At 70.9% G+C, this 19,171-nt stretch carries 21 protein-coding genes; 11 read left to right on the plus strand and 10 right to left on the minus strand.

Annotated features, from left to right (window positions below):
• Window positions 1-24: 24 nt before the first annotated feature.
• From AC3IYJ_RS37090 to AC3IYJ_RS37105, 4 genes are all read right to left on the minus strand, one after another.
• Entirely contained in the window at window positions 25-1,386 is a 1,362-nt protein-coding gene (locus tag AC3IYJ_RS37090) for a lipase family protein (RefSeq protein WP_489398911.1), read from the minus strand.
• A gap of 232 nt (window positions 1,387-1,618) precedes the next feature.
• On the minus strand, window positions 1,619-2,602 hold the full coding sequence (locus AC3IYJ_RS37095) for a Dyp-type peroxidase (protein ID WP_489398912.1): 984 nt from the start codon (window positions 2,600-2,602) through the stop codon (window positions 1,619-1,621).
• Window positions 2,603-2,734: 132 nt separating this feature from the next.
• A complete protein-coding gene (locus AC3IYJ_RS37100; protein WP_489398913.1) occupies window positions 2,735-3,853 on the minus strand; it encodes a D-alanyl-D-alanine carboxypeptidase family protein in 1,119 nt (372 codons plus the stop codon).
• Window positions 3,850-4,128 carry a hypothetical protein gene (locus AC3IYJ_RS37105; protein ID WP_489398914.1) on the minus strand — a complete coding sequence of 93 codons (279 nt, stop codon included), beginning with the start codon at window positions 4,126-4,128 and terminating at the stop codon, window positions 3,850-3,852. The genes AC3IYJ_RS37100 and AC3IYJ_RS37105 overlap by 4 nt, the downstream gene beginning before the upstream one ends.
• A 255-nt stretch (window positions 4,129-4,383) precedes the next feature.
• On the opposite strand from AC3IYJ_RS37105, the gene AC3IYJ_RS37110 reads away from it, so the two are divergent.
• From AC3IYJ_RS37110 to AC3IYJ_RS37140, 7 genes are all read left to right on the plus strand, one after another.
• A complete protein-coding gene (locus AC3IYJ_RS37110; RefSeq protein ID WP_489398915.1) occupies window positions 4,384-4,926 on the plus strand; it encodes an NUDIX domain-containing protein in 543 nt (180 codons plus the stop codon).
• Between the two features lie 163 nt (window positions 4,927-5,089).
• On the plus strand, window positions 5,090-7,099 hold the full coding sequence (locus AC3IYJ_RS37115) for an ATP-binding protein (protein ID WP_489398916.1): 2,010 nt from the start codon (window positions 5,090-5,092) through the stop codon (window positions 7,097-7,099).
• Window positions 7,100-7,550: 451 nt separating this feature from the next.
• Window positions 7,551-8,504, plus strand: a complete 954-nt coding sequence (locus AC3IYJ_RS37120; protein ID WP_489398917.1) for an MFS transporter — start codon at window positions 7,551-7,553, stop codon at window positions 8,502-8,504.
• Between the two features lie 55 nt (window positions 8,505-8,559).
• The gene (locus AC3IYJ_RS37125; protein ID WP_489398918.1) at window positions 8,560-9,000 is read left to right on the plus strand and encodes an SRPBCC family protein; all 441 of its coding nucleotides are present in this window, start codon (window positions 8,560-8,562) and stop codon (window positions 8,998-9,000) included.
• 94 nt (window positions 9,001-9,094) lie between these two features.
• Complete coding sequence (locus tag AC3IYJ_RS37130) at window positions 9,095-10,459, plus strand: carotenoid oxygenase family protein (RefSeq protein WP_489398919.1); 1,365 nt, start codon at window positions 9,095-9,097, stop codon at window positions 10,457-10,459.
• A 265-nt stretch (window positions 10,460-10,724) separates the two neighbouring features.
• Entirely contained in the window at window positions 10,725-11,786 is a 1,062-nt protein-coding gene (locus AC3IYJ_RS37135; RefSeq protein ID WP_489398920.1) for a hypothetical protein, read from the plus strand.
• 41 nt (window positions 11,787-11,827) lie between these two features.
• Entirely contained in the window at window positions 11,828-12,838 is a 1,011-nt protein-coding gene (locus tag AC3IYJ_RS37140) for a TauD/TfdA family dioxygenase (protein WP_489398921.1), read from the plus strand.
• Between the two features lie 181 nt (window positions 12,839-13,019).
• Here AC3IYJ_RS37140 and AC3IYJ_RS37145 read toward each other — a convergent pair whose 3' ends face one another.
• Both AC3IYJ_RS37145 and AC3IYJ_RS37150 read right to left on the minus strand, forming a co-directional pair.
• Window positions 13,020-13,391, minus strand: a complete 372-nt coding sequence (locus AC3IYJ_RS37145; protein ID WP_489398922.1) for a hypothetical protein — start codon at window positions 13,389-13,391, stop codon at window positions 13,020-13,022.
• A gap of 1,056 nt (window positions 13,392-14,447) precedes the next feature.
• A complete protein-coding gene (locus AC3IYJ_RS37150; protein ID WP_489398923.1) occupies window positions 14,448-14,867 on the minus strand; it encodes an arsenate reductase ArsC in 420 nt (139 codons plus the stop codon).
• A 71-nt stretch (window positions 14,868-14,938) separates the two neighbouring features.
• Here AC3IYJ_RS37150 and AC3IYJ_RS37155 point away from each other — a divergent pair, with 71 nt between their 5' ends.
• Both AC3IYJ_RS37155 and AC3IYJ_RS37160 read left to right on the plus strand, forming a co-directional pair.
• Complete coding sequence (locus AC3IYJ_RS37155) at window positions 14,939-15,253, plus strand: ArsR/SmtB family transcription factor (protein WP_489398924.1); 315 nt, start codon at window positions 14,939-14,941, stop codon at window positions 15,251-15,253.
• Between the two features lie 38 nt (window positions 15,254-15,291).
• Entirely contained in the window at window positions 15,292-16,098 is an 807-nt protein-coding gene (locus tag AC3IYJ_RS37160) for an aquaporin (RefSeq protein WP_489398925.1), read from the plus strand.
• 43 nt (window positions 16,099-16,141) lie between these two features.
• Here AC3IYJ_RS37160 and AC3IYJ_RS37165 read toward each other — a convergent pair whose 3' ends face one another.
• From AC3IYJ_RS37165 to arsM, 3 genes are all read right to left on the minus strand, one after another.
• Window positions 16,142-16,639, minus strand: a complete 498-nt coding sequence (locus tag AC3IYJ_RS37165; protein WP_489398926.1) for a GNAT family N-acetyltransferase — start codon at window positions 16,637-16,639, stop codon at window positions 16,142-16,144.
• Window positions 16,636-17,004 (minus strand): ArsR/SmtB family transcription factor, encoded by a 369-nt coding sequence (locus AC3IYJ_RS37170; RefSeq protein WP_489398927.1) that lies wholly within the window; start codon window positions 17,002-17,004, stop codon window positions 16,636-16,638. The genes AC3IYJ_RS37165 and AC3IYJ_RS37170 overlap by 4 nt, the downstream gene beginning before the upstream one ends.
• A 107-nt stretch (window positions 17,005-17,111) precedes the next feature.
• Entirely contained in the window at window positions 17,112-17,978 is an 867-nt protein-coding gene (arsM, locus tag AC3IYJ_RS37175; protein ID WP_489398928.1) for an arsenite methyltransferase, read from the minus strand.
• Between the two features lie 167 nt (window positions 17,979-18,145).
• On the opposite strand from arsM, the gene AC3IYJ_RS37180 reads away from it, so the two are divergent.
• Together AC3IYJ_RS37180 and AC3IYJ_RS37185 are read left to right on the plus strand one after the other, a co-directional pair.
• Window positions 18,146-18,451 carry a hypothetical protein gene (locus AC3IYJ_RS37180; protein WP_489398929.1) on the plus strand — a complete coding sequence of 102 codons (306 nt, stop codon included), beginning with the start codon at window positions 18,146-18,148 and terminating at the stop codon, window positions 18,449-18,451.
• Window positions 18,452-18,620: 169 nt separating this feature from the next.
• A complete protein-coding gene (locus AC3IYJ_RS37185) occupies window positions 18,621-18,761 on the plus strand; it encodes a hypothetical protein (protein ID WP_489398930.1) in 141 nt (46 codons plus the stop codon).
• A gap of 126 nt (window positions 18,762-18,887) precedes the next feature.
• On the opposite strand, the gene AC3IYJ_RS37190 is transcribed toward AC3IYJ_RS37185, so the two are convergent.
• Entirely contained in the window at window positions 18,888-19,091 is a 204-nt protein-coding gene (locus AC3IYJ_RS37190) for a cold-shock protein (RefSeq protein ID WP_114041062.1), read from the minus strand.
• Window positions 19,092-19,171: the final 80 nt, after the last annotated feature.

The raw sequence follows: 19,171 nt of genomic DNA on the forward strand, positions 1-19,171 counted from the left end.
CGGCGCCCCGGCGCCCGCCGGGCGTCAGGATCCGGCCGTCGGCACCTCCGGCGCGAGCGAGTTGCCCGCGGGGATCCGGCCGCAGTCGGACGGAGCCGTCTTGCCCGCGAACCTGTCGTTGAGCCATCCCAGCGCCGTGGGCGCCCACGGCGCGGCGGCGCCGACATGGCTGAGCAGGTCGTACTGCTGGTACTTGATCGACGTGTTGCCCTTGTCGCAGTACTGCCGGGCCAGCGCGCGCACGTCTCCCGCGACCATGACCCCGTCGCCCCTCCCGATGCCCGGGAGGTTGCTGAGGGTTCCCTCGAAGACGCCTCCGCCGCCCTGCACGATGAACCCGGGGGCGGTGGGGGTGGGGGCCGAGCCGAGGTTGAGTTTGTTCACCGCCTCGATGAAGGGGGGTACCGAATTCGGGTTCGCGTACTCCGGCTTCACCATTTTCTTCCAGGTCAGTCCCGGGTACTGGCCCAAAGCGTTGATGATCGACCCGTGTTCGAGCTTCTTGAACACCTGCTGGCCGTAGCTGTTCAGGTAGGGCGTGAAGTCGATGTCGTAGGAGCGTGCGGCCCCGAGGACGGCCATGGGTGCGACGCCGGCCCAGATGGAACTGCCGCTGACGTACTTGAGGTTGTGCGCCGGGTCGACGAGCAGCCCGCCCTCGGCGTAGCCCACGAGTCTTCTGTCGACGTCCGGCGCGTATCTCGGTGCGAGCACGGCCGCCCAGTGGGTGGCGATGGCTCCGCCCGAGTAGCCGGCCAGGCCGATCCGGGTGGCGGAGTTCAGACCGGTCTCCGGGGACTGGCTTGCGGCGCGGATCGAGTCCAGCGTGTTCGTTCCGTATTCCGGGCCGGCCGCGAAGTCGGCGCTCTGCCCCTCGCTGTCCGGGATGATGACGTTGTAGCCCGCCAGCAGCAGGGGCACCAGGAGGAGGGACTCGCCGTTCGCGATCAGGCCGCCGAGGGAGACGTCACCCGCGATCGCCCGGGACGGTGAGTCCGCGGGGTTGAGGGAATCGTAGAACGACTGGTACGAAACGGCCTTGCTGTTGTCCCCGTTGGGGCTGCGCACGATCGAGGTCACCCCGGCGGACGGGCGGCCCTGGGCGTCGACGGTGCGGAACAGCAGCTGGACCGCCTGGACCGGCGTCGGGATGCCGAGGACGTGGTAGTGCAGCGTCCGCGTCTTGAGCACGGCGCCCGGTGCGTACGAGGACAGGGGCTTGCTGCCGTCGTAGGTGTAGAACGAATCCTCGGCCGAGGCCGAGGCCGCGGTGCCGGCCGTAGGCGAGGCGGCAGGGGCGGCCGCGGCCGTGGCCGCCGTGACGGCGGTGACGGCCAGAGCAGTGGCAACTGCGGTTGCCAGTTTCCCGATGGCGATGCGGTGCATGGTTCCCTCGGATTCGTTGAGTGGATCACAGGGGCAGGCATGTGTTACTGGCAGTAATGGCGTCGTAAGTTACCACCAGGTAAGTGGCCTGAAAAGGCTTGCGACATGACCTGTCAGCCCCCGTGGGCGGCGCCGGGGCCCGACGGGTCAGGCGGGCGGCCGTCACCTCCGAGTAGGCCGCCTGAGGGGGCGGCGACCCGATCCGGGAGACGGCCTGGACGGCCTGGACGATCTAGCCGGCCTGCGGGCCCTTCGGGTCACCGGCGTCGGCCGAGTCCTGGGCGGCGGACGGCAGCTCGTCCTCGTCGGCCAGGTCGTCCAGGAAGCCGGCCGGGGGGACGAAGAAGAGTGTCCCGGTGACTGCCGTGGAGAAGTCGAGGATCCGGTCGTGGCTGGTGGTGCCGTCGCCGAGGAACATGTGCCGGAGCATCTCCTCGGTGACGTCCGGCGTACGCGCGTAGCCGATGAAGTAGGTGCCGAACTCGGACCGGCCCGGGCTGCCGAAGGGCATGTTGTCGCGGTGGATCTTACGTTCGGTGCCGTCCGGGTCGGTGAGGGTGTTGAGGACGGCGTGCGATCCGGGGGCGTCGAGCTCGGTGTTGGTGAGCTTGCGCCGGCCGATGACCTGTTCCTGTTGCTCGACGGGGAGCCGGTTCCAGGCGTCGAGGTCGTGCAGGTACTTCTGCACGATCACGTAGGAGCCCCCGGCGAAGGCCAGGTCCTCGATGCCGATCAGCACGGCGTCGGCGGCCTCCTGCCCGACCGGGTTCTCCGTGCCGTCGACGAAGCCGAGCAGGTCGCGCCGGTCCAGGTAGCTGAAACCGGCCACCTCGTCGGCGACGGCGACGGAGCCCCGCAACCGGGACATGATCTCCGAGCCGAGGGAGAAGCAGAGGTCCTGACGGGTGGCCCGGATGTGGAAGATCAGGTCGCCTGGGGTGGCCGGGGCGTGGTGACGGGCGCCTCGCAGCTCCCGGAAGGGGTGCAGATGTGCCGGGCGCGGACCGTCCACCAGCCGGTCCCACGCCGTGGAGCCGATGCCCGCGACGACATTGAGCCGCCCGTCCGGATGGCCGAATCCAACCGAGCGCTGCAGCCCGGAGAGGTCGGCGAGCAGCTCCCGGACGACGGGCTCGCCGCCCGGATCGACGGTGAGGACGAGGAAGAGTGCGGCGGTGGTCAGCGGACTGAGCACGGGCTGAGGCAGGTCGCGCAACGGAGTCGTCGTCCTCTCGAAGGGATCCCTAATGGTGGGATTCTTCAGGACTCGGTACGTCTTCCCGGGCCGGCTTCGCTTCGGTGTGTCGGACGGGTGCCACACCATGGGCCCGCAGACGGCGTGGCCGGGTCACGCCGCGGGTGCCGCAGGAGGCACGTACGGGCCTGTCCGGCCGTCCAGGGCCGCGCGTTGGACCGCCCTGACCAGGCGGCGGCTGTGGGACCAGACCGCAGCCCTGGCCCTGACCGGGGACCGGCCCCTGCGCTGCGCAAGGACGGCGCCCAGGACCAGGCGGCGCTCGCCGTACACGTCGGCGTACGCGGCCCACAGGACGTTGCCGCCCGCCGGTGTGCTGGTGCCCGTCTTCAGCCCGACGACCCCGTACTGGCCGAGGAGCCGGTTGGTGGAGAAGGCCTCGCCCCGGCCCCCGGGGAGGGTGACGGACGGGGTGGCGACGATCTCCCGGAAGGTGTCGTTCTGCATGGCCGTGCGGGCCAGCGCGAGCAGGTCGATTGCCGTGCTGGTGTTCCCGACGTCCATTCCGCAGGAGCCGGTGAAGACCGTACGGGTCATGCCGAGGTCGGCGGCGGCGACGTTCATCCGGCGTACGAATGCCGCCTCGCAGCCCGCGGTCCAGCGGGCGAGGAGCCTGGCGATGTTGTTGCCCGAGGGGATCAGCATGAATTCGAGCAGCTGCCTGAGGGGGAACCGCTGTCCTTCCTCTACGGGAACGACCGACTCGATCGACGAGTTCGACTCCTGGGCGGCGAGCCGGTCGATGCGAATCACGGGCCCGGCGTCCCCGGGACCCAGCGGATGGGCCTGAAGAATCACGTGGGCGGTCATCACCTTGGTGATGCTCGCGATCGGGACCGGTTCCTGCTCACCGACCGTGCCGAGGCTGCCGACCCCGACTATCTCCACACTCGTCTGGCCCTCGTGCGGCCAGGGCAGATCGGCCGACGACCCGATGCGGTGGGCGCCGGCGAGGGCGGAGTCGCCGAGTCGGGCGGCCGCCAGCCAGGCCCGTTCCCGGAGGTCGGCGGCGGATTGCCGCAGGGGCGAGGGGTCGGGCACGGCGCTCCCGGAGCCGGAGCCGGAGCCGGAGCCGGAGCCGGAGCCGGGCTCGGATCGGGGGCCGGTGTCCGGTTTCGGGTCCGCCCGGAGCCCGCTTCCCGAGCCGGGGAGTGGTCCGGAGCCGGAGGCGTCCTGGCCGACGGCCATCGCTTGCGAGGTCCTCGTACTCATCGGTGTTCCGCCTTCGGCGTCGTGGAGCGGGCAGGCATGCCGACGAGCAGGAACGTCATGCCGAAGCACAACCCGATCAGGCCCAGCACACCGGCGGGCTGCCACGATTCACCGGCCAGCGGGTCCGTGGTGAAGGCACCGATGGTCAGCAGCACGGATGCGACGACCCCTGCCGCGCCGATGCCCTGAACCACCCGGAACACGCCGGTCCGCGCAAGGAAGGCATCGGCGCACCGGCTCGTAGGAACGGGGGCTGTGTTCTCAGGGGCGCTCATGGATCCACTCCTCGGAATCTTCGTGCGGACGGCTCCGGCGCCTGATCCCTGCGCGCCGAAGATGTACCTCGAACATTGCCGGGGCAACGCATCGGGACCACTGCCGCCCTGTATCCGCAGCCGCGCGGCCATGTATCAGTTGGCCTTCGGAACCTTGAATTCCGAGGTCAAAGGGCGTTTGCCCGGTCGCAAGGTCGGGGCCGACGGGGCCGACGGGCTCCCGGGCCCCGGCGGCAGACCTTGATACTGGTGGTCATGACAAGTACTCCTGCCACGCCCGCAGTTCCGTTCTCACGGATCAAGATCCGGGTCGGAGCCCTGGTGTTCTGCGGCGACGACGTAGCCCTCATCCGCCGCGACCGCGCCGATTCCACCCATTACACCCCGCCCGGCGGCAACGTCGAAGACGGCGAGGACCTGCGCGAAGCCCTCCGCCGGGAACTCGCCGAAGAGCTCGACCTGGACATCGACCGGGCAGAGGGCGGAGAGCTCCTCTGGGTCGTCGACCAGCGCGTCACCCGCCCGGGCCCCACCCCGGCGCCCCGCAAACTCCACCTGATCCACCGCCTCCACATCACCCCCGAACTCCGTGACACCCTCGCCGACAGGGAACTCGACGAACAGCCCGATGGCAGCCACGAAGTCGGTGTCATCGAGTGGATCGACTACCGCGAGACCGCCGGGCTGCCCGTCTTCCCGCCAATCGGCGCGGCTCTCGCTGCGCTCGCCAACCCTCGCGCCGCAACCGCCGATGCCGCTCTGGGGGCCGTCACCGACGAGACGTACACCTGGGTCTGACGTGGCGTGATTCGGACGCCAAGTGCTGGGCGGGGGAGGAGACTTCCAGGCGGGTGGTCATCGTGACAGCGCTCCTCGTGTACGTTTTTCGTTCGACAACCGGATGATCATGAAGCGGCATTGAATGACACCGACGGTCCGAACAGGGGGAACAGGAGCCGTCATGGTTTCCGTGGGAAAGAGGCTGAGCGCCGCGCGAGTCCGGGCCTTCATCGGCCGGGACGAGCAACTCGCACTGTTCGGGAAGGCCTTGGCCGGTGATCCGCAGGCTCCGTTCGCGTTCTACGCGTACGGGCCGGGCGGCATCGGGAAGTCGACGCTCCTGCGTCGGCTGGCGGACCACTCCCGTACGGCCGGCCGACCGCTCGTCGAAATCGACGGCCGCTTCGTCAGCCGGGACCCGGCCGAATTCGAGCGTGCGGCCGCCCCCTTCCTCGAGGTTCCCGGCACGGTCCTGTTCGTGGATTCCTTCGAGCACTGCCAGTGGCTGGAGACCTGGCTGTGGCACCACTTCCTGCCCCGCGCGGCGGACGGCGCCCTGGTCGTCCTGGCCGGCCGGCTCGCACCGCAGCCGCAGTGGGCCGCCGACCCCGCCTGGGCCGGGCTCCTGCACGTGACCGAGCTGGAGCCGTTCTCCGAGGAACAGGCGCGCAACCTGCTGGCCGCCGCCCAGCTCCGGCCCGAACTGCGCGGCCGGGTGCTCCGGTTCGCCGGAGGCAACCCCCTGGCCCTGTCGCTCGCGGCGGCCGCAGGAGCGTCGGGCTTCGGCGAGGAGGAGCTCTGGGCTCCCTCGGCGGACGTCCTGCGCACCCTGCTGGCGGGGCTGATCGGCGAGGTGCCCACGGCCGCTCACCGCCGCGCCCTGGAAGTGGCGGCGCAGGCGTACGCGACATCGGAGGAACTCCTCGCCGCGGTGCTCCACGAGGAGGACGTCCACCTGCTCTTCTCCTGGCTGAGGGACCTGCCCTTCATGGAGTCCACGCACCGTGGGCTGCACCCCCACGACGCGGCGCGCGAGACCCTGGCCGCCGACCTGCGCTGGCGGGCACCCACCGCCTTCGCGGCGATGCGCCAACGGCTGGCGGAGGAGTACCTGCGCGTACTGCGCGAGGCACCCGAGGAGCGGGTGTGGACCGTCACCGACGAGCTGTTCTACCTCTTCCGGGAGGGCGAGACGCTGGCTCGACTGCGCACCTGGTCCCGTGAGGACGAGGTGCACGACCGCCCGCTGCACCCGGGCGACATGGCAGTCGTACTGCGCATGGCGACGGAGACCGAGGGGCCGGCCTCCGCGGAACTGGTCCGCTACTGGGCGCAGCGCCAGCCGCAGGCCTTCAGCGTCTACCGCCTCGTGAGCACCGGCCGCATCGTGGCGTTCACGGCCAGGCTCGCCCTGCCCGCCCCTCCCGACCCCCAGGACCTGGCCACCGATCCGGTCGTCGCCGCGGCGTGGGAGCACACCGAGGCCACCGCTCCGGTGAGCCCCGGCGAACACATCGGCATAAGCCGATTCACGGTCTACCCGGAGCGCTACCAGGTCCCCTCGCGCGTCATCGACCTGAGCAGCTCCCGCGCCCAGGCGGAATCCGCCCGTGCCCGCGGCCGCGCGTACGGCTTCGCCGTGTTCCAGGACGCCGAGACGTGGGCGGAGCGCGTCAAGGGCACGCTCGCCGATACGGGGGCACGCCCGCGCGTCGGCGAGCACACCTACGGGGTCTTCGGCGTCGACTGGCGCGAGGAGTCCGTGGAGAACTGGCTCCGCCGCTTCATATCCGCCACCGCCGAGCCCGTCCGGTCGGGCCCGCCGCCCGTCTCGCGCTCCGGGTTCGACCAGGCCGTTCGCGAGGCGCTGACGCACTGGCGCGACGCGGGCGCCTTCGCCGCCGGTGCGCTGCTGCGCGCCCGTATCGCGGCCGACCTCGCCGATCCCGTCGAGGAGTTGCGGACCCTGCTGCGCCAAGCCGTCGACGACCTCGCCCAGGATCCACGCGGGGTGCGAGCCCGCGAGGCACTGATGGCGGGCTACTTCTCCGGTGCGCCCACGCAGGAGGCCGCGTCCCGCCGCCTCGGCCTTCCGTACGGAACCTACCGGCGCCACCTGCGCCAGGGTCTGGACCTGCTGTGCGAGGCCCTGTGGCAGCGGGAGCTGCACGGGCCCCCCGAAGCCCCGTAGCCGCGCTCCTCCCCACTGCGTAGGCCCGGCGGATGGGCCCGGCAGACGCGCGCGGTGGATGCCTGCGGTGGACGGGTGCGGACAGGAGTGGACAGTCCCGGCCCGATTTCGGCCTGGAATGTGGACACCGCCCCGCACGAGTCTGTGGGCATGAACCTCCCCCACCCACGGACGGCCCCGGCGGAGCCCGTACCTGGACGACAGACTCGGCCCCGGCCGGGAGCCGCGCTCGCGGCCCTCGCCGCGGCCCAGTTCACGGTCATGCTCGCCACCTCGATCGTGAACGTGGCGCTCCCGCAGATCCGCGCCGGCGTGGGCCTGTCGGACAGCGGCACCACCTGGGTGGTCAACGCCTACGGCCTGGCCTTCGGGGCGCTGCTCCTGGCGGGCGGCCGGGCAGCCGATCTCCTCGGTCGCCGAGGCGTGGGGGTGGCCCTGGATCTTCCATTCCGTGGCGCTCGGGACGGCACTGGTCCTGGTCGGCGTGGTGGTACTCGTACCACGGACGGCCGTCCGGATGCCCGGACGGTTCGACCTGCTGGGTACCGCCGCGGTCACCGTCGCCCTGACCTGCCTGGTCTGGGGACTGACCACCGCACGCGCCGCCGGCTGGACGGACCCGTGGGTGCTGGGCTCCCTCGTCGGCGCCGCCGCGCTGCTCGCGGCCTTCGCTGTGATCGAGCGCCGCCGGCCCGACGCGCTGATACCGCCCCGCCTGCTGACCACGGGCCGGGTCGCCGCGGGCAACCTGCTGATGGCGCTGCTGGGTTCCGTGTGGATCGCCCTGTTCTTCTTCCTGCCGCTCTACCAGCAACAGGTCCTCGGGGCGGACCCCCTGGTCACGGGAGCGGGCCAACTCCCGCTCGCCGCGGCCAATATGCTCGGAGCGGCGGTGGCCCACCGCGTCTCCCGGCGCATCGGCGCCACCACTACCTTGACCGCGGCCCTGCTCGCCGAGGCCGCGGGCCTGCTGTGGCTGTCCCGGATCAGCGCCCACGGCAGCTACGTCACGGACGTCCTCGGTCCGAGCATCCTGGTCGGCCTGGGCCTGATGGTCGCCTTCGTCCAGCTCACCGCGCTCGCCGTGGAAGGCGTCCCGCCGCAGGACGCGGGAATGGCCGGCGGACTGGTGAACACCACCCGCCAGGTCGGAGGTGCGATCGGCCTCGCCGCCCTGGCGACCCTGGCCGGTTCCGTCACCGCACGCGCCGCGGTCCACCAGCCGCGCCTGGAGGCGCTCACCGCCGGGTACCGCACCGCCTTCGCGGTCTCGGCCGCGGTCCTGGCCGCCACCGCGCTCCTCGCACCGTTTCTCGTGCGCCGCTCCCTCCCGGGCCGCGCGACCACTGCCACCGGGCCCGTCCTGCGGTCCCCGGACCTCTCCCGTCCCTCTCGAACCGGCTGACCCGACGGATCAGCCGCACCACCGACCCGTCCCGCTCAAGACAGGAAACACAGTCATGGTCACCATCGACGAGACCGCCCCCGCCATCGTCCGCCTGAGCACCACGATCGACGCCCCTCTCGAGACGGTGTGGGCGCTCCACACCGGCATAGCCGCCTGGTCCGCCTGGAATCCGGACATCGACCAGGCCGAACTCGACGGCCCGCTGCTGCCCGGCAGCTCCTTCGCCTGGCGGACCCACGGCCTGGACATCAGCTCCACCGTGTACGAACTGGTACCCGGCGAGCGGATCGTGTGGGGCGGCCCCGCGGCCGGCATCACCGGCATCCACGTGTGGACGTTCGAGCAGAGCGGCGGTCGCGTCACCGTCCGCACCGCGGAGTCCTGGAGCGGCGACCCGGTCGCGGCCGCCGCCGACGAGCTCACCAAGGCCCTCCACGACTCCCTCGAGAACTGGCTCGCCCACCTCAAGTCCCGTGCCGAGCAGCCCGTCTGACGCACCGCCCGACATGAGCCCCGATACACGATCCGACTTACGCCCTGACATGCGCCCCGACACACGACCGCATCCGCCGGAAGAGGTTCCCGCCATGACTGCCGACAAGCCGTACCTGAACGGTCACTACACCCCCGTCACCGACGAGGTCACCGCCACCGGCCTCACCGTCGAAGGCACCCTGCCCGCCGAACTGACCGGCCGGCTGCTCCGCAACGGCCACAACCCCAAGCCCGGGGTCACCCCGACGCACTGGTTCAAGGGCAGCGGCATGGTCCACGGGATCCGGCTGCGCGAAGGCCGGGCGGAGTGGTACCGCAACCGCTGGGTGCGCACACCCGCGCTGGAGGGTGCCCCGTACATGACGGAGAAGGGCCCCGACCTGACGGCCAGCTCCGCGGGCACCCACGTCATCGAACACGCCGGACGCCTCCTGGCCCTGTGCGAATCGAACCTCCCCTTCGAACTCACCCCGGAACTGGAGACGGTCGGACCCCACGACTTCAGCGGCAAGCTGCGGACCGCGATGACCGCGCACCCCAAGGAGGACCCGGTCACCGGAGAGCTGCACTTCTTCGGCTCCTCACCGTTCCCGCCGTTCCTTATGTACTACGTCGCCGACGCCAAGGGCGGCATCGTCGACAGCGCCGAGGTCCCGGGAGCGACCGCCTCCCTCAAGCACGACTTCGCCCTCACCCGCAACCACGTGGTCTTCGTCGAGGGCAACGTGACCTTCGACCCGGCCGAGCACTCCGGCATCCCCTACGGCTGGAGCGACCAGCAGATCTCCCGCATCGGCGTCATGCCGCGCGGCAGCGGCGGCGCCGGCCGCGTCCGCTGGTTCTCCATCGAACCGGGCAACATGCTCCACGTCTCCAACGCCTACGAGGACGGCCAGGGCCGCATCGTCCTGGAGGGCCCCACCGTGGACCGCGAGGGATTCAGGCTCTCCTGGAACTGGTGGGCCGGTGCTCCGGGGCGGGGAACCGAGCCCGTCTCCCGCTCCTACACCCGCCGTTGGGTGGTCGACATGGCCTCCGGGGCGGTGGACGAGCGGATCATCGACGACCTCGCGGTGGAGTTCCCCACGCTCAACGACGACTACATGGGCGCCGAGAACCGCTACCAGTACGCCATCTCCTTCCCCGACGAGAAGGGCTTCGGCGGCTACGGCGTGGTCAAGTACGACCGCACCACCGGCGCCCGCCGGATCCACCAGGTCGGCGACGCCCGCATGCCCAGCGAAGCGGTCTTCGTCCCCGCGGCCGGGTCCACGGGCGAGGACGACGGCTACCTCCTGACCGTCGTCTCCGACCTCAAGCAGAACGCTTCGCAACTGCTGGTCCTCGACGCCTCCGGCCTCGACCGCGTCGCCACCGTCCACCTGCCCCACCGGGTGGGCGCCGGTCTCCACGGCTCCTGGATCCCCGACACCGCCCTGGAGGGCGCCGGGCACTGACCCGGAAACCGCCTCTGCCGGCCCGCGAAGTTTCGCGGGCCGGCAGAGCCGCCCGGGCCAGCGCTTCGGCCTCGGCGCCGGCGTCGTGACGATCAACATCACCTCCGGCCGCCCCTGAACCACCCCGCGGCATGGAGTGATCCCGCCGAACAGGTTTCGCGCGGAGCGTTGTTGGCGAAGTACTTCAACCATGGGCTTATCGCCGGTTGCCGGTCATCCCGCTGTCGCTGTTTTCCGTGAGCCCCGAGGCGGGAGGTCCGTCCCCGTGCTCGGCCTACGGGTCGATGCCGAGGCGAAGCGCACCGCGCGGGTGCTGGTCGGGCTGGCGACCCATGCCGGGCCTGTCGAGCGCACCCTCGCGCTGCGGCAGGCCGCGGTGGCCGCCGGTGAGTTGGTGACCGCGCTGTCGGCTCTGGCTCCGGCCGTGGCCGGTGAGGGGCTGCCGGCGGAGTCGACAAGCCAGTCGTTCTTCCGGGTCCGGGAAGAGGAACTGTCGGATCAACAGGCCGCCCTGCACGGTGTCCTGGTCGTCCACCGCGGTCTGGAAGACCTGTGCGAGGCCCCGCTGTCGGGCGCCGACCTGGCGCTGGAGACGGCCGGGATGCGGCTGGCGGTGCTCGACCTCACCGGCGCGGCGCCAGGCTCCGACCCGGGCCTCGGTCCAGTCCCCGACCTCATGCCGCTGGTGGCCGTCCCCGAGCCCGCTGCGGGGGCGTCGATGGAGAGCGTGTGGAGTGCTCGGTGGCTCATCGGGCACCAGGTCCACGTCCTGTTCAACATCTGCGCCGCGGTCGCCGTGGCCGACGCCACCCGCCACCTACGGCGCGGCGACGGCGATGCCGCCCTGACGCGGCTGGCGGATGCGACGGTGTACGTACGGGGCTTCCCGGCGGCCATGACCCACGCCAGTACCGTCCCGGCCGAGTACTACATGGCGGCGATACGCCACACCATGGCGCCCCCGTCGGTGGACGTCCCGTTGAGCGGGCGCCAACACCGCGGGTACAAGCTGTTCCGGGCGGCGATGAAGGAACTGCTGTCCGTAGTCCCCGACTCCTACGAGGAGTTGGCGGCCCGAGACCCGGAGCTGGCCGAGACGCGGGGCGCGCTCCTGGAAGCCGACATCGTGGACGGTGAACGGCACGTCACCCTCGCGTACTCGATGGTGCACCTGCATCGTTCCATCGCTCAGAAACCGGAAGGCCCCGACAACGCCGTCGCCGAACTACGGCAGATGCGCCATCGGCGCGCAGCCCAGTACGCCTCCCTGATCCGATTCGGGGACCACTACATCGCCGACGCCGTGGCCGGTCTGCGCCACTCGTGAGTCCGCGTGTCCGCCGCCCACACCTCCGGCAGGAGACCCTGATGCCCGAGACGACGCCCGGCACCACCGAAACCTCTGCGGTCGCCGCCGACTGGGCACTTGACCCGGCCGACGCCGACGCGTGCGCGCGGCTGGCCCGCACCCTGTGCACCGGCGAGGACGATCAGGTCGACGACCCCGAGTGGGTGGACCGGGCCCGGGACGTCTGGGAGGACCTACCGGCCCCGCTGCGCCGTGGGGTGCGCCGATTTCGAAGGCACTCCGGTCCTCGTGGCACCTTGGTGATCGGCGGCCTGCCCGTCGACCGGGCAACCTTGCCCGCGACACCGTCCGTACCCGGCTCGGTCCAGCGCCGGGCCAGCGTCCCGGCCGCCGTGCTCACCATGGTGGCCTGTGGGCTCGGCGAGCCCCTCGCCTACCGGGCCGAGAAGTCCGGCGCCCTCGTGCAGGACGTCGTGCCCGTGTCCGGGCAGGAGAGCTTCCACGGCAACGCCGGCTCGGTGCCGCTGTCCTTCCACACGGAGAACGGCTTCCACCCGCACCCGCCCGACCATGTGGTCTTCCTGTGCCTGCGCGCCGACCACGACCGGGTCGCCGGCATGCGCGTCGCCGGCATCCGCCAGGCGCTCCCGCTCCTCACCCCGGCCAGTCGCCAGGCCCTGTTCGCACCGGAGTTCATCACCACACCACCACCTTCCTTCGGCCCCGGCGCCGCTGCGGGTCAGCCCGACGTCGAACCCCGACCGGTGTTGCTGGGAGCGGTCGAGGATCCCGACATACGGATGGCCCAACTCGTCACCACCCCGCTCACCCCACGGGCCGCCGAGGCGCTGACCGAATTCGGCCGCGCCTGCGAGGCGACCGCCCGCACCCTGCGCCTGAGTCCGGGCGACCTGGTCATCATCGACAACCGCGTCACCGTCCACGGCCGCACCGCCTTCCACCCCCGCTACGACGGAGCGGACCGCTGGCTGCAACGCACCTACGTCACCACCGACTTGCGCCGCTCCCGCGACCACCGCCCCCACGACGGCCACGTACTCGCCCGCTGACCAGCAGCGTCAGAGCGCGGTCCCCGGACCCCAGCGGTCGTTCGGCGCGCAGTGCATCAGCCTGGGCCGATGTGGCGGCATCCTCCACCCACCACCCCGGCTGCGCGTCCCACGCGCGATGCCCCCTGGCCGGGTGGCCAGGAGGCATCGGAGTTGGTGGTGGCGGGGGCTGCGGGGTGGTCTAGAGCCAGCCCTTCTTCTTGACGAAGAAGAAGGTGCCGGCAGCGGCGGCCAGAACCGTGCCCACGAGCACGGGCAGGGCGAAGAAGTTGTCGAAGCCGTACTCGTTGAGGTGCTCGAAGTTTGCGCCGGGGATGGCGGCAAAGGTCGACGGGATGACGAACATGAGCGTCATCGCGGTCAACTTGCGGTTCTCCACCGTGTACTTGACCTGGTCCTCGGTAAGGGAGTTCAGGCGGTCCATGTCCTTGTTGAAATCGCGGAGTTCGTCCCGGATCTCGTGCAGGACGGCGATGGTCTGCTGCTGGTCCGTGTGCGGGCCGGCGGCAGCGGCGTCGAGGCGGTTGGTCAGGCTCTTCGTGTCGATCGTCATGATGGTGCTTCCTTCGCATGGTGATTCGGGATGGGGGTGGGGTGGGGGCAGCCCGGGAACGGCGCGCCCGGGGCGTGCGCCCGCACCGGAGGCCGCCTCGGTAGGGGCGGATCCGGGAAGTGCGGGGTGCTCGGTCCCGACCGGCGCGAGTGGGGAGGAACGGGCGCACGGCTGTGCGCACGGCCTCTACGGCTGCGTCGGGGTTACGGGATCGGGAGTACGAGCGCGAGTACGAGTACCCGTACGAGTACGAGCGGGCAGAGGATGCCCGGCCAGTGAGCCGGAGTGCGGTTGGCCCCGGGCTCAGGCGGAGCCGGGGTTCCCCGTTCCGGCGGCCCCGGCCGCGGGGCGGTCAGGGGGTCGGACGGCCCGGGTGACTCGGACGGCTCGCGTGAAGTGCTGGGCCCTGGGGTCAGCGGGTACGGGCGGCCGAGGCGATGAGGCAACGGGTGCGAGTGGGACTCGGACTGTGATCCATGGGGTCATCGCCTCCTTTCGGCCGGGCGTACGGCGAACAGATACATCGCGACTTGTATGCGCCGGGGATGACCATCGGCCAACCGCGGGCGCCGCGCGACACCTCAAAACTAGCAGCACCTTTACCTCCCCTTGGAGGCCAAAAGACCCTGCGGCCGGGACCAACGTCCCATTCCCCTGGCGGGCGGCATGCGGTGCGCCGCATCCTCATCGCGGGATCGTCGTCAGCGAGCCCGGGCTACGCGCAAGTGATGCGGAAGGGGCGGCTGTAGGCGTCCAGTAGCCTCGCCCTGTTCGCCGTACTGCTCCAGGCCGCCACCGCGCTCAGCTCGACCGCGCTGAACCTGGCATGGCTCAGTGGCTCGTCGGAGGGCCGGGCCCTGTTCCGGACCCGCAGTCGGTGCCGTCCTCCTGGTCACCGCCGACATCCTCGCCGGCCAGCCCGTCCCCGGGCTCTACGGCATCGACATCGCGACGGCCGCGTTCGCTTGGCTGACCGCTCTGGCCGTGTGGTGCGGGTTCCACGCCGAAGCGCCTCCCGCCCGGCCTCCGGCGCGGCGCTCCGCACTGCTCTACTGCCTACTGCTTCTGCTTCGCGTCGATCTCGGTGATGAGGCCTTCGATGAGGCCCTCGATCTCGTCCCGGATGGGGCGTACGGCCTCCACGCCCTGGCCTGCCGGGTCTTCGAGCTGCCAGTCGAGGTAGGTCTTGCCGGGGAAGTACGGGCAGGCGTCGCCGCAGCCCATGGTGATGATGTAGTCGGACGCCTGGGCGGCCTCGGGGGTGAGGACCTTCGGCTTCTGGTCGGAGATGTCGATGCCCAGCTCCGCCATCGCGGCGACTGCGGAGGGGTTGATCTGCTCGCCGGGGACGGATCCGGCGGAGCGGACCTCGACCCGGTCGCCCGCGAGGTGGCGCAGGAATCCGGCGGCCATCTGGGATCGCCCCGCGTTGTGGATGCAGACGAACAGCACGGATGCGAGCGGGGTGGAGGGCATCGTCTCTTCCTTCAATCCAATGACTCGGCCCGGACTGGTATCAGCCCCGAGTGATGTGAAAATATCAGTCCATGATGACGTCAGTCGACACTGATCTGATCCGGATCCTGGCCGACCCGCTCCGGCTCCAGATCGTGACCCTCCTGGCCAAGGAGACGCTCTGCACCACCCACCTCGTGGAGGAGACGGGTGGCAAGCAGACCAACCTCTCCAACCACCTGAAGGTGCTCAGAGAGGCCGGGGTGGTGGAGACCGAACCGTGCGGCCGCTTCACCTACTACAGGCTCCGCCCGGAAGTCATCGAGGCCATCGCCGGTCAGTTCGCAGGGCTCGCGCAGGCCGCGCGTGCCACGTCCGAAGCGAACATCAAGCGGTCCTGCCCGTAGCCCGCTTGGATTCCCCCTCACCTGCCCGAGGAGAACCGTTGTCCGTCACCGAGCCCGTCGGCACCGCACCCGCAGTGGTCATCGCGATACTCGCCGACGCGCCCCAGCCCGCACCCGGCGCGACCGCGCCCGCGACCCCGCCCGCCAGTCCGCTGGTGGCCCGCGCCGCGGCCGAACTCGTCGGGACGGCCGCGCTGGTCGCGGTCGTCGTCGGGTCCGGCATCCAGGCGACGAAGCTGACCCAGGACGTCGCCCTGCAGCTGTTGGCCAACTCCACCGCCACGGTCTTCGGGCTCGGTGTCCTGATCGCCCTCCTCGGCCCGGTCTCCGGAGCCCACTTCAATCCGGTGGTCAGCCTCGCCGAGTGGTGGGCCACCCGCCGCACCGGCGGCGGCGTCACCGCCCGTGAGCTGGCTGCCTACGTGCCCTCCCAGATCGTCGGCGCGATCGCGGGGGCGATCCTGGCGGACGCGATGTTCGGCGAACCCCTGGTGAAGTGGGCGACCCACGACCGCTCCGCCGGGAACCTTCTCCTCGGCGAGGTCGTCGCCACCGCCGGCCTGATCCTGTTGATTTTCGGCCTGGCCCGCACCGACCGCCTGCGCTTCGCACCCGTCGCCGTGGCCTCGTACATCGGCGCCGCCTACTGGTTCACCTCCTCCACCTCCTTCGCCAACCCGGCCGTGACGATCGGCCGCGCCTTCACGGACACGTTCGCGGGCATCGCCCCCGCCTCCGTGCCGGCGTTCGTCGGAGCCCAGCTGGCAGGCGCAGTCGTTGGCCTGGCCCTGGTGGCGGTCATCTTCATGCGCGGCAGGACCGGCAGCGGGCGGCCCGAGGCGTAGCGCGGCACGCGGTTGTGCGGGCTCGCGCGCCCCGCCGGCGAGCTCAAACGATCTTCGGGCTCCGGCGCTCCAGCAGGAGGACGTCGCGCCACACGCCGTGGTGACGGCCGATGCGCTCGCGGGTGCCGATGACCCGGAAGCCGGCCCGCTGGTGCAGGGCCAGACTCGCGGTGTTCTCCGGGAAGATGCCCGACTGGATGGTCCAGATCCCCGCCGCCTCCGTCGAGGCGATCAGCGCGTCCAGGAGCGCGCGGGCGACGCCTCGGCCCCTGGCGGCGGGGTGGACGTACACGGAGTGCTCGACCACACCCGCGTACGCACAGCGGTCCGAGAACCGGGAGGCGGCCACCCAGCCGAGCAGCCGGCCGTCGCTGTCGATCGCGCCGAAGCGGTGCTCGGGCAGTTTCGCCGCGTCGAAATCGGCCCAGGTGGGCGCGCTGGTCTCGAAGGTCGCGTTGCCCTCGTCGATGCCGGCCTGGTAGATCGCCAGGACCTGGGCCGCGTCCTCGGCCCGTAGCGCCCGGACCCGAAGGCCGGTCACGGCGTCTTCGCCGTGCCGGTCAGCAGGGCGCCCATCGCGGCGAGGACGGACGGCTCGACCCGGTAGTACACCCAGGTGCCCCGTCGCTCGGAGGACAGCAAGCCGGCCTCTTTGAGCTTCTTGAGGTGGTGGGAGACCGTGGGCTGCGAGACGCCCACATCGGAGATGTCGCACACGCACGCCTCGCCGCCTTCGTGGGAGGCGACCGCGGAGAACAGGCGCAGGCGTACGGGGTCACCGAGCGCCTTGAACATCTTCGCCGCGACCTCGGCCTCGTCGGCGGACATGGGGCGCTCGTTCAGCGGGGGGCAGCACGGGGCGACGGCCTCGGGCTCCAGGAGCGGCAGAAGCTTCGCATTCGACATGCGTCTATGTTGACACATGTCGAAACAGGGAGGGTGGCGGGCCGGGCCCTGCCCCGGCGCCCCTGCCCCGGTGCTCTGCCCCGGCGCCCCTGTGCGGGTCGGCCCCCTCAGCAGCAGCCCGAGGTTTCCGAGGGCGCCGAAGTCCCGCAGCAACCGGCTTCGGCCCGGGCGAGCGGGAGGAGGGCGGGAACCCCGGTGGGCTTGACGGCCTTCACGATCGCCGAGTGCATTCCGTCGGCCACCTGGTGGGTCGGGGTGATGGTGACGTCGGTGAACCCGGCCGCCTCCAGCCCCTGGCGGTACTCGGCGAAGGAGAGGGCCCCGGCGATGCAGCCGACGTAGTCGCCGCGCTCGGCCCGCTGTTCGGGGGTGAGGGTGTCGACGGCGATGACATCGGAGAGGCCGATCCGTCCACCGGGCTTCAGGACACGGAAGGTCTCGGTGAACACGGACGGCTTGTCCGTGGACAGGTTGATCACGCAGTTCGAGATCACCACGTCGATCGTCCCGGCCGGCAGGGGGATGGCTTCGATGGCGCCCTTGAGGAACTCCACGTTCGCCGCACCGGCCTTGGCGGCGTTGGAGAGGGCGAGGGCGAGCATCTCCTCGGTCATGTCGAGCCCGTACGCCTTCCCGGTCGGGCCGACTCGGCGTGCGGAGAGCAGTACGTCGATGCCGCCGCCCGACCCGAGGTCCAGAACGCGGTCGCCTTCGTTCAGGTCGGCGACGGCGGTCGGGTTGCCGCAGCCGAGGGATGCGGCGACCGCCTCGGCGGGCAGTTCGTCGCGGTCGGCATCGGCGTAGAGGCCGGCGCCAAAGTTCTCGTCGATCTCGATCGCGGACGGCCCACAACACGCGGTTCCGCCCTCGGTGACCTGCATGGCCGCCGCTGCGTACCGGGACCGGACCGTTTCGCGCAGCTCGGCGTCACCGGCGATCGGGGGGACGGCGGTGGGGGTGGGCTTCTCGGGCATGGCGGCGCTCCTCGAACTCTCAGCCGTCGACCTGCCTCGACGGCTTTCCCTCCAACCCTGCGCCCTGAATCGAGAAACGTCAATATAGGTAAACGTCGAAACAGGCGGGCCGGGTCACCTCCTGCCCGGCCGGGGTCAGGGGTGGAGGGCGCCCGTATGTTGGCGTCATGGTGGATGAGGCGGAGCAGCAGCTTTTCGTGAACCGGTGGGGCGATTCGTCCGGCGCGGAGTCGGCTGGGCGTGAGTCCTACCGGGACACCTGCAGCTGCTTCGACCAGCGCACGCCGCACCCGCGTGCCCGCGTCGGGTTCCACACCGAGGTCCAGGACACTTCGGCTCCCGGCTGGCAGCACCTGCTCGAGCTCATCGACGAGGCGGCTGCCGACGGCCGGGAAGAATTCCGCCCCCTCGTCGGCTCAGCCCCGAGGAACGGCGCCAGATCATCACCCTGCCGTCAGACATCGGCAAGTTGACGGCGGTCAGGCCCCTCGTCGGCTCGCACCCGCTCGCAGCTCCGTCGCCGGACTCGACACGGCGAACTTGGACGCACGTCGGTGGGGTGCGACGGCCGTCTCATCGTGCAGCGTCTGCGACCAATCCATCGAACAGGGCGGGCTCCACCCCGTCTGGATCTCCTTGCGCGTGGCCACGGACGTCCTGCCCCTGCTGGTCAACGCGTGCTCTGCGCAATGCGTGGCCGCCCTGCCGCAGGCGCCCGCGGGCTACGTCCGATCCGCGCATACGGGCGGCGGAGTCGGCCAGCCCGGGCCCGACTGGGACTGACCGGCACTGAAAAAGGCGCCCGATCGACCCCCGCAATACAAGAGCCCGGCCGGCAAACGAGACCGGCCGGGCTTTAGTACAGCCGCGCTGCTGATGTCGCAGCGCCCACTAATGAGGTGGAAAGGCTTAGGCGGGGGTGATGTTCTCCGCCTGGGGGCCCTTCTGGCCCTGGGTGACGTCGAAGTTCACCTTCTGGCCTTCCTGCAGCTCGCGGAAGCCCTGGGCGGCGATGTTCGAGTAGTGGGCGAAGACGTCCGGGCCGCCACCCTCCTGCTCGATGAAGCCGAAGCCCTTTTCCGAGTTGAACCACTTCACGGTTCCGGTAGCCATGTGTCCTCCAAGGGACTAGAAACCGGTCCCGCACCATGCGGGAGCCGGAGGTGATCGCCCTGGTCCTCAGAGACGCTGAA

This window comes from Streptomyces sp. GL_140 (assembly GCF_057834465.1).

Coding starts and splice junctions, on each gene's coding strand:
- AC3IYJ_RS37190 (WP_114041062.1), bottom strand. CDS start 19,091: ATGGCTACCGGAACCGTGAAGTGGTTCAACTCGGAAAAGGGCTTCGGC.
- AC3IYJ_RS37090 (WP_489398911.1), bottom strand. CDS start 1,386: ATGCACCGCATCGCCATCGGGAAACTGGCAACCGCAGTTGCCACTGCT.
- AC3IYJ_RS37140 (WP_489398921.1), top strand. CDS start 11,828: ATGCCCGAGACGACGCCCGGCACCACCGAAACCTCTGCGGTCGCCGCC.
- AC3IYJ_RS37130 (WP_489398919.1), top strand. CDS start 9,095: ATGACTGCCGACAAGCCGTACCTGAACGGTCACTACACCCCCGTCACC.
- AC3IYJ_RS37125 (WP_489398918.1), top strand. CDS start 8,560: ATGGTCACCATCGACGAGACCGCCCCCGCCATCGTCCGCCTGAGCACC.
- arsM (WP_489398928.1), bottom strand. CDS start 17,978: ATGCCCGAGAAGCCCACCCCCACCGCCGTCCCCCCGATCGCCGGTGAC.
- AC3IYJ_RS37180 (WP_489398929.1), top strand. CDS start 18,146: ATGGTGGATGAGGCGGAGCAGCAGCTTTTCGTGAACCGGTGGGGCGAT.
- AC3IYJ_RS37110 (WP_489398915.1), top strand. CDS start 4,384: ATGACAAGTACTCCTGCCACGCCCGCAGTTCCGTTCTCACGGATCAAG.
- AC3IYJ_RS37100 (WP_489398913.1), bottom strand. CDS start 3,853: ATGAGTACGAGGACCTCGCAAGCGATGGCCGTCGGCCAGGACGCCTCC.
- AC3IYJ_RS37105 (WP_489398914.1), bottom strand. CDS start 4,128: ATGAGCGCCCCTGAGAACACAGCCCCCGTTCCTACGAGCCGGTGCGCC.
- AC3IYJ_RS37155 (WP_489398924.1), top strand. CDS start 14,939: ATGATGACGTCAGTCGACACTGATCTGATCCGGATCCTGGCCGACCCG.
- AC3IYJ_RS37115 (WP_489398916.1), top strand. CDS start 5,090: ATGGTTTCCGTGGGAAAGAGGCTGAGCGCCGCGCGAGTCCGGGCCTTC.
- AC3IYJ_RS37145 (WP_489398922.1), bottom strand. CDS start 13,391: ATGACGATCGACACGAAGAGCCTGACCAACCGCCTCGACGCCGCTGCC.
- AC3IYJ_RS37170 (WP_489398927.1), bottom strand. CDS start 17,004: ATGTCGAATGCGAAGCTTCTGCCGCTCCTGGAGCCCGAGGCCGTCGCC.
- AC3IYJ_RS37150 (WP_489398923.1), bottom strand. CDS start 14,867: ATGCCCTCCACCCCGCTCGCATCCGTGCTGTTCGTCTGCATCCACAAC.